The organism is Aureimonas mangrovi, from assembly GCF_014058705.1.
In the GTDB taxonomy this organism is placed as follows: domain Bacteria; phylum Pseudomonadota; class Alphaproteobacteria; order Rhizobiales; family Rhizobiaceae; genus Aureimonas; species Aureimonas mangrovi.
The window spans coordinates 2,741,528-2,753,474 of sequence record NZ_CP059692.1; the positions used below are offsets into that span (position 1 = coordinate 2,741,528).

Annotated in this window: 11 protein-coding genes; 8 read left to right on the forward strand and 3 right to left on the reverse strand. The window is 68.0% G+C overall.

Annotated features, from left to right (window positions below):
• The first annotated feature begins 8 nt into the window (after positions 1-8).
• The 4 genes from gap (at position 9) to H1343_RS13260 (ending at position 4,856) form a co-directional block, all read left to right on the forward strand.
• A complete protein-coding gene (gene gap, locus H1343_RS13245; RefSeq protein WP_185983338.1) occupies positions 9-1,022 on the forward strand; it encodes a type I glyceraldehyde-3-phosphate dehydrogenase in 1,014 nt (337 codons plus the stop codon).
• Positions 1,023-1,033: 11 nt separating this feature from the next.
• Positions 1,034-1,597 carry a putative glycolipid-binding domain-containing protein gene (locus tag H1343_RS13250; RefSeq protein WP_185985658.1) on the forward strand — a complete coding sequence of 188 codons (564 nt, stop codon included), beginning with the start codon at positions 1,034-1,036 and terminating at the stop codon, positions 1,595-1,597.
• 11 nt (positions 1,598-1,608) lie between these two features.
• Positions 1,609-2,802 carry a phosphoglycerate kinase gene (locus H1343_RS13255; RefSeq protein ID WP_185983339.1) on the forward strand — a complete coding sequence of 398 codons (1,194 nt, stop codon included), beginning with the start codon at positions 1,609-1,611 and terminating at the stop codon, positions 2,800-2,802.
• Positions 2,803-2,945: 143 nt separating this feature from the next.
• Entirely contained in the window at positions 2,946-4,856 is a 1,911-nt protein-coding gene (locus H1343_RS13260) for an autotransporter domain-containing protein (protein WP_185983340.1), read from the forward strand.
• Between the two features lie 200 nt (positions 4,857-5,056).
• Here the strand turns inward: H1343_RS13260 and H1343_RS13265 are convergent, their stop codons facing one another.
• A complete protein-coding gene (locus H1343_RS13265; protein WP_185983341.1) occupies positions 5,057-6,073 on the reverse strand; it encodes an LLM class flavin-dependent oxidoreductase in 1,017 nt (338 codons plus the stop codon).
• A 282-nt stretch (positions 6,074-6,355) separates the two neighbouring features.
• Here H1343_RS13265 and H1343_RS13270 point away from each other — a divergent pair, with 282 nt between their 5' ends.
• A complete protein-coding gene (locus H1343_RS13270; RefSeq protein WP_246333061.1) occupies positions 6,356-7,294 on the forward strand; it encodes an alpha/beta hydrolase in 939 nt (312 codons plus the stop codon).
• Positions 7,295-7,408: 114 nt separating this feature from the next.
• On the opposite strand, the gene H1343_RS13275 is transcribed toward H1343_RS13270, so the two are convergent.
• Complete coding sequence (locus H1343_RS13275; protein ID WP_185983342.1) at positions 7,409-8,164, reverse strand: SDR family oxidoreductase; 756 nt, start codon at positions 8,162-8,164, stop codon at positions 7,409-7,411.
• Positions 8,165-8,240: 76 nt separating this feature from the next.
• Here H1343_RS13275 and H1343_RS13280 point away from each other — a divergent pair, with 76 nt between their 5' ends.
• On the forward strand, positions 8,241-9,194 hold the full coding sequence (locus H1343_RS13280; protein ID WP_343048879.1) for an AraC family transcriptional regulator: 954 nt from the start codon (positions 8,241-8,243) through the stop codon (positions 9,192-9,194).
• On the opposite strand, the gene H1343_RS13285 is transcribed toward H1343_RS13280, so the two are convergent.
• The gene (locus tag H1343_RS13285) at positions 9,173-10,186 is read right to left on the reverse strand and encodes a ligase-associated DNA damage response exonuclease (RefSeq protein WP_185983343.1); all 1,014 of its coding nucleotides are present in this window, start codon (positions 10,184-10,186) and stop codon (positions 9,173-9,175) included. The two genes, H1343_RS13280 and H1343_RS13285, sit on opposite strands and share 22 nt — an antisense overlap.
• 98 nt (positions 10,187-10,284) lie before the next feature.
• Here H1343_RS13285 and H1343_RS13290 point away from each other — a divergent pair, with 98 nt between their 5' ends.
• Positions 10,285-11,211 carry a methyltransferase gene (locus H1343_RS13290; protein ID WP_246333063.1) on the forward strand — a complete coding sequence of 309 codons (927 nt, stop codon included), beginning with the start codon at positions 10,285-10,287 and terminating at the stop codon, positions 11,209-11,211.
• 62 nt (positions 11,212-11,273) lie between these two features.
• Entirely contained in the window at positions 11,274-11,945 is a 672-nt protein-coding gene (locus tag H1343_RS13295; RefSeq protein WP_185983344.1) for a YitT family protein, read from the forward strand.
• The last annotated feature ends 2 nt before the right edge of the window (positions 11,946-11,947 follow it).

Here is an 11,947-nt window from a genome sequence, read left to right on the forward strand (position 1 = left end):
GGTATGACATGGCAGTTCGCGTCGCTATCAACGGATTCGGCCGCATCGGACGCAACGTCCTGCGCGCGATCGTCGAATCCGGGCGCACCGACATCGAGGTCGTCGGCATCAACGATCTCGGCCCTGTCGAGACCAACGCACACCTCATCCGCTACGATTCCGTCCACGGCCGCTTCCCGGGCGAGGTCAAGGTAGACGGCGAAACGATCGACGTCGGCCGCGGGCCGATGCGCGTCACTGCCGAGCGTGATCCGAAGAATCTGCCGTGGGGCGGACTGAACGTCGACGTTGCGCTGGAATGCACCGGCATCTTCACCGATCCGGCAAAGGCGTCCGCCCATCTCGACGCAGGCGCGAAGAAGGTTCTGATCTCCGGCCCGCTATCGAACGCGACGTCCGAGAAGACCATCGTCTACGGCGTCAACCACGATACGCTGGCAGCGGGCGATAGGATCATCTCGAACGCCTCCTGCACCACCAACTGCCTCGCCCCCGTCGCAAAGGTGCTGAACGATGCCATCGGCATCGACACCGGCTTCATGACGACGATCCACTCCTACACGGGCGACCAGCCGACGCTCGACACCATGCACAAGGACCTCTACCGCGCCCGCGCGGCGGCCCTGTCCATGATCCCGACGTCGACGGGCGCGGCCAAGGCCATCGGCCTCGTGCTGCCGGATCTGAGGGGCAAGCTCGACGGCTCGTCCATCCGCGTTCCGACGCCGAACGTGTCGGTGGTGGACCTGAAGTTCACCGCCAAGCGCGAGACGAGCGTCGAGGAAATCCAGAAGCTCATCCGCGAAGCGGCCGACGGCCCGCTGAAGGGTATTCTCGGCTACACGGACGCGCCGCTCGTCTCCCACGACTTCAATCACGACCCGCACTCCTCCATCTTCGCGATGGATCAGGTGAAGGTCATGGCCGGCACCTTCGTGCGCATCCTCTCCTGGTACGACAACGAGTGGGGCTTCTCGAACCGCATGTCCGACACGGCCATCGCGCTTCACAAGGCCGGTTGAGCCACGCCGTCTTGTTCCGCCCGCTCGCTCCGCGCACCGTCCGCTGGCGTCCGCTGCAGGGCGAGGGACTGGAGCACATGAGCATCGAGGCGACGCCAGCCGGCGTCGTCGCGCGCTCGGTGGTCATCGGCTCGCAGGACGGCGCCGGCTTCGGCGCCGCCTGGCAGATCCGCTGCGATACGCTCTGGCGCACGCGTGAAGTGCGCGTGCGTGCCGCCGACGGGCGCACCCTCGCCCTCGACAGTGACGGAGAGGGGCGCTGGTCGCGGCCGGACGGCGCACCCCTGCCCGCCTTCGACGGCTGCATGGATGTCGACCTCTCGGCGACGCCCTTCTCCAACACGCTGCCGATCCGGCGGCTCTCGCTGGACCTTGCGGACGGCACCGCCGAACTGCGCATGGTCTATGTGCCGTTCGACACTCTCGAGCCCTTCGTCGACGGCCAGCGCTACACCTGTCTCCTGTCCGGTCGGCTCTATCGCTATCAGGCGGTTGACGGCAGCTTCTCCGCCGACCTGCCGGTGGACGAGGACGGGCTCGTCACCGATTATCCGACCCTTTTCGCCCGAGTTTGAGGACCAACGCCATGCAGCCCTTCAAGACGCTCGACGACGCCGACCTCGCCGGAAAGCGCGTGCTGGTGCGCGTCGACCTGAACGTTCCGATGCAGGACGGCAAGGTCTCCGACGCGACGCGCATCGACCGCGTGCTGCCGACGATCGAGGAGATCGCAGGCAAGGGCGGGCGCGTCATCCTGCTCGCCCATTTCGGCCGCCCGAAGGGCACGGTCGACAAGGCCCAGTCGCTCGAGCCGGTCGCCGAGGTGCTGTCGGACAAGCTCGGCAAACCGGTGGGCTTCGCTGAAGACTGCATCGGGCCGGTGGCGGACGGCATCGTCGCCAACATGGCGGACGGCGACGTCCTGCTTCTCGAAAACACCCGCTTCCACCCCGGCGAGGAGAAGAACGACGAGGACTTCGTCTCCGCCCTCGCTGCGCTCGGGGACGTCTTCGTCAACGACGCCTTCTCGGCCGCGCATCGCGCACACGCCTCGACGGAAGGGCTGACGCATCATCTGCCGTCCTACGCAGGCCGCGCCATGCAGGCCGAGCTCGAGGCGCTCGAGAAGGGCCTCGGAGATCCGCAGAAGCCGGTCGTCGCGATCGTCGGCGGCGCGAAGGTCTCGACCAAGATCGACCTTCTCTCCAACCTCGTCGAAAAGGTCGACTGCCTCGTCATCGGCGGCGGCATGGCCAACACGTTCCTCGCCGCGCAGGGGCGCGACGTCGGCAAGTCGCTGTGCGAGCACGATCTGGCCGACACCGCGCGCTCCATCCTGAAAACTGCGGAGAAGGCCGGCTGCGTCGTCCTCCTGCCCTCCGACGCCGTCGTCGCCAGGGAATTCAAGGCCGGCGCCGAGAACGAGGTGCTGCCGGTGGACCGCATCCCGGCGGACGGCATGATCCTCGATGTCGGACCCGCCAGCGTCGGCAGCGTCAACGAGTGGATTGACAAGGCGAAGACGCTCGTCTGGAACGGCCCCCTCGGCGCCTTCGAGATCGCCCCCTTCGACAAGGCGACGGTGGCAGCCGCGCGGCACGCCGCCAAGCGCACCACCGAGGGTGCGCTGGTTTCGGTGGCCGGTGGCGGCGACACGGTGGCGGCGCTCGCCCATGCCGGCGTGACGGACGCCTTTACCTACGTCTCGACGGCGGGCGGCGCTTTCCTCGAATGGATGGAAGGCAAGCCGCTGCCGGGCGTCGAAGCGCTCAAGGCCTGACGACGGCGTCGTCCATGTGATGGAAACGGCACACGGTGCGCGCGAAGACGCGCGCACCCGTCACACGTGCGATAAGGCCGCTTGCTACGAGGCTCCCGCTCGGATCATCTAACGCTGACGTAGGCGTTTCTTCGGGGGGAGACATGACGCATTCGATCCGCCGGCTTTGGCTGGCATCCGCTTCCATCGCCGTAATGTGTGCGCCGGCCTCGGCGCAGAGCGTCATCTCCTTCGGCGACAGCCTGTCGGATAACGGCAACCTCTTCGCCGTCTCGCAAGGCACCCAGCCGCCCTCGCCTCCCTATTTCCAGGGCCGATATTCGAACGGTCCGACCTTCACCGAGATTCTGGCCGGCGGCCTGAACTCGATGCAGCGCGCCGGCGCGGCCACCGCCGCCGGCCTTCCCATCGATCCGAACGCCAGCCAGAACTACGCCTTCGGCGGTGCGCGGACCGACCGCCTCGACACGATACCGCCCGGCATCCCAGCGCAGATCGACTTCTTCCAGGCGCAGGACGGCAGCTTCGCGCCGGACGATCTCGTGACGCTGTATGGCGGGGCGAACAACATCTTCCAGGCCTTCGAGGCCGTGCAGGCCGGCGGCAGCCCCGCCGCCCTCGGCCCGGCCGCCATCGGTGCGGCGGGCGACGTCGCAGCGTCCGCCAATCGCCTCGCCGGGCTCGGCGCACCGACGCTCGTCGTCCTGAACCTGCCAGACCTCGGACGCACGCCTCAGTTCAATGCCGATCCCCTGACCGCCGCCCTTGCCAGCAATGCGACGACGGGCTTCAACACGGCGCTCGCCACCGGGACCGCCAACGTCGCGGCGGCCAATGGCGGCACCAGCGTCCATTTCGTGGACGTACAGCCGCTCTTCTCGGAAATCTTCGCCGATCCGGGGCGCTTCGGCTTCACCAACGTCACGCAGGGCTGCGTGCTGGTCCCGTCTTGCGCGACCGCGCCGGCGTCGGCACAGAACTCCTACCTGTATTTCGACACCGTCCACCCGACCACGCGCGGCCACGAGCTCTTTGCCGGGCTGGTCACCGACCATCTGACAGCCGGTGCGCGGGCGGGCGACGCGGTCTCGCTCTCCGAAGTCGCGCTGGCCGACCGCCTCGCCGGCGAAAGCGCCGTGCGCGAGCGCGCCCGCAAGCTGCTGGCCGCCACCAACGCGATCGCGCAGGGCGCTGACGTGATCGAGGCGAGCGCGCCGATGCCCTCTTACGGCTCGGCTTACGTCTCGCTGGAAGGCGCGGCCTTCGATCGTGATGCCTCGTCCCTCACCTCCGGTTACGAGTACCGCGCCGGCACGCTTCGGGTGGGCGCAGACTACCGCGTCTCCGACCGACTGCTCCTCGGCGGCGCCGTCTCGGCCTCGCAAGGCGAGGTCGACGAATCCGCGCTGACCTACGACACGCAGTCCTTCTCCGCCGACCTCTACGCCACCGGCGTCTACGGCCCGGCCTTCGTGACGCTTTCGGGCGGCGTGGCGCATTTCGACTTCGACGATTTCCGCCGACAGACCGCGATCCCCGAGATCACCAATCGCGGCGGCGACACGAACGGTTTCGCGGCCAGTGTGGGTGTGGAGGCCGGTTACGCCTTCGCGCTCGGCGCCCTCACCGCGACGCCGACGCTTGGCCTCTCCTACGTCCATTTCGACGTCGACGGCTTTGCCGAGGACGGCTCGGGCGCACGCATCGGCTATGGCGGCTACGACCGCGACGCGCTGTACGGCGCGGCGAACCTCAACCTCTCCTACGCCGCCGCCTTCGCGGGCCGATACACGCTACTGACGGCGCGCATCGGCTATGAGGACGCGCTGTCGGACGGCGGCGACGAGGGCATCGTGTCGACCATCGTCGGCAGTCCGGCGCAGCCGAGCTTCGCGGCCTTCGACGACGTACCGCGTCGCGGCCTGATCCTCGGCGTCGGCGCCGATGTCGACGTGACCGAGCGCTTCGCGATCGGCGCGGACTATTCGGTGGGCTTCGGCGACGAGGTCGACGTCAGCCATATCGGCCGCGTCAGCCTGAACTATCGCTTCTGAGGCATTGCGCCTTCGAGGGGCCCTCGGGCCGCGAGAAGGAACACCGACGATGACGAGCGGATCGAGGTCATTTCGCTCTCCCGCGGCGAGGTGACAGGCACCGTCTCCCGCGCCCATGCGCTCGAGGCGTCAGCCCCGGCAGGATAGGATCAGGCCAGCATGGCAAACTGCCCTGATCCGCGTCGCCCTGATCCTCGATATCAGCGCCAGCCGAGCGCCGGGGCGACGTGCTCGAGGATCGCCTCGATGACATGAGCGTTGTAGGCGACGCCGAGTTGGTTCGGCACGGTCAGAAGCAGCGTGTCTGCCTCCGCGATCGCCTCGTCCGCCTTCAGCGCCTCGACCAGCCGGTCGGGTTCATCCGCGTAGGAGCGTCCGAAGATCGCGCGCATGTCGTCGATGATGCCGACGTGATCGCTGTTCTCGCCGCGCGCGAAATAGGCCCGGTCCTGATCGTTCACGAGCGCGAAGATCGAACGTGAGACCGAGACGCGCGGCTCGCGGGTGTGGCCCGCCGCCTTGAACGCCTCGCGATAGAGCCGGATCTGCTTGGCCTGCTGAACATGGAACGGCTCGCCCGTCTCGTCCGCCTTCAGCGTCGAACTCTGCAGGTTCATGCCCTTCTGCGCGGCCCATTCAGCGGTCCCGTTCGAAGCCGAGCCCCACCAGATGCGCTCGCGCAGCCCTTCGGAGAAGGGTTCGAGGCGCAGAAGCCCCGGCGGGTTCGGAAACATCGGGCGCGGGTTCGGCTGCGCGAAGCCCTCGCCCTTCAGCAGTTCCAGGAACACCTCGGCGTGGCGGCGGCCCATGTCGCTGTCGCTTTCGCCCTCGCCCGGCGCATAGCCGAAATAGCGCCAGCCCTCGATCACCTGCTCGGGTGAGCCGCGCGAGATGCCGAGTTGCAGGCGCCCGCCGCTGATGAGGTCGGCCGCGCCCGCGTCTTCGGCCATGTAGAAGGGGTTTTCGTAGCGCATGTCGATGACGCCGGTGCCGATCTCGATACGCTTGGTGCGCGCGCCGATCGCGGCCAGAAGCGGGAACGGCGAGGCGTGCTGACGTGCGAAATGGTGAACGCGAAAATAGGCGCCATCGGCGCCCAGTTCCTCGGCCGCGACGGCAAGATCGATGGACTGGAGGAGATTGTCGGCCGCCGTGCGCGTGCCCGAGTGCGGCGAGGGCGACCAGTGGCCGAAGGACAGGAAGCCGATCTTCTTCATAGGGATAAGGTCCTCGTGCCGGCGGGCCCACAAGGGCCGCGCGATCAGAATGTTCGGCGCTGATTAGGTGCCGCGGCCACACCGGCGCAAGGCGTACAGCCGCCGCCAGCGGCCCGCGAACGGTGAACGGTCAGTCGCCCCCTCGATATCGGCGGTTTCGGGAGCGGCGATGACCGCTATCGAACCGTCAGAGACGCTTCGCCCCGGTCCGAGCTTGTTCGGAAGGGGGCACGGCACTAACCAGTCCCTGAAGAACTGTCCGGACAAGGGGATGGAGATGTCATGCTTCTGTTCGCAGCCATGACGGCGCTTGCGGTCGCCACATTGCCGACGGAGGAAATCGCGGCGCCTAGTCTCGCCGGAGACCTGAAGGGAATCTGGACGAAAGCCCCGGACGCGGCGGCTCCGATCGTCGTCATCATCCCGGGCTCCGGGCCCACGGATCGCGACGGGAACAGCCCGCTGGGGATAAGCGCCGGATCATACCGCCTTCTGGCCGAAGGATTGGGGGCGAAAGGGATATCGTCGGTTCGAATCGACAAGCGCGGCATGTTCTCGAGCGAGGCTGCCATTCCGGACGCCAACGCCGTAACGATCGACGACTATGTCGACGATATCCGTTCCTGGGTGGACGTCGTTCGTCGCAGGACCGGAACGGAGTGCGTCTGGCTCCTCGGCCACAGCGAAGGCGGCCTCGTCGCGCTGGCAACGGCGCAAGAGGAGCCGAATATCTGTGGGCTGATCCTCGTGGCGACGGCGGGGCGGCCGCTCGGCGACGTGCTGAAGCAACAGCTTCACTCCAACCCTGCCAACGCGCCGTTTCTGTCTCGGGCCGACGCGGTCATCGATGCTTTGGCAGCGGGCGAGCGCGTCGACAGCGCCGACCTGCCGCCGCCACTGGCTCCGTTGTTTGCCCCCGGCATCCAAGGTTTCCTGATCAGCGCATTCTCGCTCGATCCGGCGGAATTGGCCGGGCGCGTCGCCAAGCCAATTCTGATACTCCAAGGTGACAGCGACCTTCAGGTCGGAACAGAGGACGCGAACGCTCTGAAGGCGGCCGCGCCGTCGGCCGAACTTGTGACGCTTACCAACACCAATCACGTCCTCAAAACAGTCGACCCCCAAGACACCGCTGCCAACGTCGCTTCCTACGCCGATCCACACCTGCCCCTCGAGCCAGGTATCGTCGACGCGATCGTAGATTTTCTCGCGTCGCACTAAGTCGCGGATCGACCGTCCGCCACAGTGTAATGGCCGCAAGACGCTTGTCCTTCCCGAAACCGCCTTCGTCTCGTCGCAGCCCTTCAACCAAAGGGCAGCGACGGGATCGATCGTTCAGCGGCCCTCGAAAAGGGTAACGGCATCGGCGCCGGCGGCCAGGATCGTCGGGCAGGCGGGATCGGTCGCCGCCCGGAACACCGCATCGGCGACTTCCTCGGGCGTGGTCACGGGTCCACCGGCGGCTTCCTGCATCCCGGCGAGCGTGCGCTGGGTGAAGTCGGCATAGGCTTCAGGGAAGCCGCCATTCGCCGCGATCTTCGCCCGAGCGCTCTGGCCGAAGCTGGTCGAAGGGGCAGCGCCCGGCAGGACCGCCGCGACGCGGATGCCGAATTCGGCAAGTTCCAGCGCGGCCGATTGGGTGAGCGCGTTCACCGCCGCCTTGCTGGCGCTGTAGATCGACAGGAGCGGCAGCGGCTTGAGCGTCACGCTCGAGCTGACATTGACGATGACGCCGGACCGTCGCTCACGCATGGCAGGCAGAACCGCCTGCATCATCGCGACCACCGCGAAGGTGTTGGTCTCGAATATGTGGCGCATCATCTCCATCGGAGTGCCTTCGACCGCGTTCAGCCAGCCGATGCCGGCGTTGTTGACGAGGACGTCGACCGTGCCCGCCTCCGCGATCGAGGCGCTGATCGAGCCTGGATCGGTGACGTCCAGCCGCAGGACGCGAAGCCGGTCGGAAGCGGGGAGCGTACTGGCGGACCGGTCGCGCATCGTGGCGACGACGTCCCAGCCTTCGGCGAGGAAGCGCTCGGCGGTCTTCAAGCCGAAGCCTGTTGAGGCGCCGGTGATCAGGACAGTCTTCATGGGGCAGGTCTCCGTTCGAGGTGAATGACGTAGTCCGCCGACACCGGACGTGCTACGATCGATCGTCCATTGTTCGTTGGAGATAGTCCGAATAGTCGACCCGCTCGCCCAGATCATCGCGCTGCTCCAGCCCAGCGCCTCCTTCACGAAGATCGTCACGGCCACCTGCCCCTGGGCCGTGCGCCCGCCCAACATGGGCCCCTTCTACGCCGCCGTGCTGGAGGGCGACCTCGAATTGCGTGTTCGCGACCATGCGCCCGTGCAGCTTCGCTCGGGCGACTTCGTGCTGCTTCCCGCTTCCGACGACCTCGAGGTGACGAGCATCATTCCGCCGCCGGGGCGCCGCGCGATGGATCCGGCCGAAATCACGCCCGGCGTGTTCCATCTGGGCGGCCCCGGCGTGCCCACGACGCGCATGATGATCGGCTATTGCGCCTTCGAGGCAGACGACGCGGCGCTTCTGGTCTCGCTGCTGCCGAGGCTCGTCGTCGTGCGTGGAGAGCGGCGGTTGACGATGCTGGTGGAACTCGCCGGCGACGAGGCACGCGCCGAGAGACCTGGGCGCGACGCGGTGCTGGCTCGTCTTCTGGAGGTGCTTCTGATCGAGGCGTTTCGAAGCGCCGGTGATACGAGCCCGGCTCCAGGCCTTCTGCGCGGGCTGGCCGACGAGCGGCTGGCCGCGGCGCTTCGCCGGATACACGGCGAGCCGAGACGACCCTGGACGGTCGGCGAGCTGGCGCAGGAGGCCGCCCTGTCGCGGTCCACCTTCTTCGACAGGTTCCGCCGTGAGGTGGGGGTCGCGCCGATGGAGTACCTCGCCGGCTGGCGCATGGCGCTCGCCAAAGATCTGCTGAGCAAGGACCGCGCGAGCGTCGGCGAGATCGCCGAGCGCGTCGGCTACAGCTCGCAGAGCACGTTCAGCGTCGCCTTCGCCCGGCATGTCGGCGCGTCGCCAACGGCCTACGCTCGCAGCCGCATGACCGCCCGGGACCCCGCATCTCTCGTGCCTCAGTCGCCCTCGTCCTCGTAGCCGACGAGATGCAGCGGACGCGCAGCCACGCCCTTCAGCGAGCACCAGCGCACCAACGCCTCCTCGCGCCCGTGCGTGACCCAGACCTCTGCCGGCGCGATCTCGTCGATCGTCTCGACGAGTTCGTCCCAGTCGCAGTGGTCCGAGATGATCAGCGGCAGTTCAATGCCGCGCTGGCGGGCGCGCTGGCGCACTCGCATCCAGCCGCTCGCGAAGCACGAGACCGGGTCCGGGAAACGCCGCGCCCATTTGTCGGCGAAAGCCGAGGGCGGGCCAACGACGATCGCGCCGGCGAAATCCGCCTTGGCGCCGCGCTCCACCGTCGCCGGGCGCAGCTCGCCCAGATGGATGCCTTCGCGTTCGTAGAAGTCGCAAAGCCGCTTCAGCGCCCCGTGGATGTAGATCGGCTCGTCGTATCCCTCGTCGCGCAAGAGCCGGATCACGCGCTGCGCCTTGCCGAGCGCGTAGGCGCCGACGAGATGCGCGCGCTCCGGGAACTGCTTCGTCGAAGCGATGAGCCGCCGCGCCTCCTCTCGTGCCTCCGGGTGACGGAAGACCGGCAGCGCGAATGTCGCCTCCGTGATGAAGACGTCGCAGGGGACCGGCTCGAAGGGCTCGGCCGTCGGGTCGACGCGGCGCTTGTAGTCGCCGCTCGCCACGATCCGCGTGCCGCCGTGCTCCACCGCGATCTGCGCCGAGCCGAGAACGTGGCCGGCCGGATGGAAGGAAACGGTGACGCCGTTGATGTCGATCCGCTCGCCCCAGGGCGCCTCCTGCCGCTCGGCGCAGAAATCCTCGCCGTAGCGCAGCGCCATGATGTCGAGCGTGCGGCGCGTGGCCAGAACCTTCGTGTTGCCCGGCCGCGCGTGGTCGGCGTGACCGTGCGTGACGAGGGCGCGCTCCACGGGGCGCACCGGGTCGATGTGGAAATCGCCGGGCGGGCAGTAGAGGCCGGCGGGCGTCGGCCGCAGGAGATCTTCGTAGCGCGTCATCGCCCTTGATGTAGGCGGCTCGCGGCCTTGCGGAAGGTGCTTGCGAGGCGGCGTCTTCCGGCGCATATGCCGCCGATCATCGAAATGGAAGACGCCCCGTGTCCCGTGACCCATCCCGTTCGGGCGATCCGCGCGCCGACCGCCGTGCCGAGACCGCGCAGAGGCTGGCGCGCGAGGGTGACGCGGAAGCCGCCGCCGACCTGATGCGACAGGCGGTCGAGATCGCGCCCGGCTGGGCGCTCGGCCATGTCCGCCTCGCCGAGCTGGAGGAGGAGGCGGGGCGGCCCGAAAGCGCAGCGGCGATCCTCAAGGGCGTCGAGGAAAGCGATGAGGACGGGCGTCTCGGCGTTGCGCTGCGCCTTGCCGCGCTGGGCGAGGCGCCGCTGCCGGATGCCGCGCCACCGGCCTATGTCGAGGGCCTGTTCGACGATTACGCCGAGCGCTTCGAGCGCTCGCTCGTCGGCGCGCTCGGCTACCGGATGCCCGATATCCTCCTCGCCGATCTTCTGGCGCTGCGGCCGCACGCGCGTTTTAAGGCGGCGCTGGATCTGGGCTGCGGCACCGGCCTGATGGGCGAGCGACTTCGGCCCCATGCCGCGCGGCTCGACGGGCTGGACCTTTCAGCCGGCATGCTGCGCAAGGCACGCGCGAAGGGCGTCTACGACAGCCTCACCCAGGGCGACCTCCTCGACGAGCGGCACGAATGGGCGGGCGCCTACGATCTCGTCGCCGCCGCCGATGTCCTCATCTATGTCGGCGACCTTTCGCCCGTCTTCGCTAGTGTCGCCCGGCGGCTGCAGACTGACGGCATCTTCGCCTTCTCGGTCGAGCGCGCGGACGACGACGTACCCTTCGCCATCCGGCCTTCCCTGCGCTTCTCGCACGGTGCGCGGCCACTTCGCGAAGCGCTGGATGCCGCCGGCTTCGATGTCCTCTCCTTGCGTGAATGCACGGTGCGCAGGGACCGCGGTGCCGACATTGCAGGTCTTGCCGTCATAGCTGCCCTGCGGCCTCGGCAGGGCTGAGCGCTTTCACCGGCACGCGAACGGCCCTAACCTTGCCCACTGTGCGAACAACGAGGGTCGCGATGAGCGTGGCGGACGGCGAGCAGGAGATACCGAGCGACGTGCGACGCGCGCATCGCTTCGGCAACTGGAGCTCCACCGCCACCCATCACAGCCCATGGGAGGATGCGCTCGGCATCGTCTCCGGCTGCGCAATCCTGACGCTCGGTATCGCCATGCTCGCCCATCTCGGGCTGCTCACCGGCGGCATGGCGGGCCTGGCCTTCGTCGTGTTCTACTTCACCGGCTGGAACTTCGGCCTCATCTTCTTCCTCCTCAACCTGCCCTTCTTCGCGCTGGCGGTCGGGCGGATGGGCCGTGCTTTCACCATCAAGACCGCGATCGGCATCACGACCCTTTCGCTGATGACGGCCTTCATCCCCGAACTAATCGCCTTCGACCGCATCGACCCGTGGTTCGGCGCGCCCGTCGCGGGCCTTTTGATGGGCTTCGGCCTCCTCGCGCTCTTTCGCCACCGCTCCTCGGCCGGCGGCGTCGGCATCCTCGCCGTCTATCTGCAGGATCGCTTCGGCTGGCGCGCGGGGCTGACCCAGCTCCTCATCGACCTCCTGATCCTCGCCTGCGCGTTCTTCGTCGCCTCGCCGACCGCGATCTTCTTCTCGGTGCTCGGCGTCCTCGTCCTCAACCTGTTCCTGGCGATCAATCACCGCAACGACCGCTACCGCGCGCTCTGATC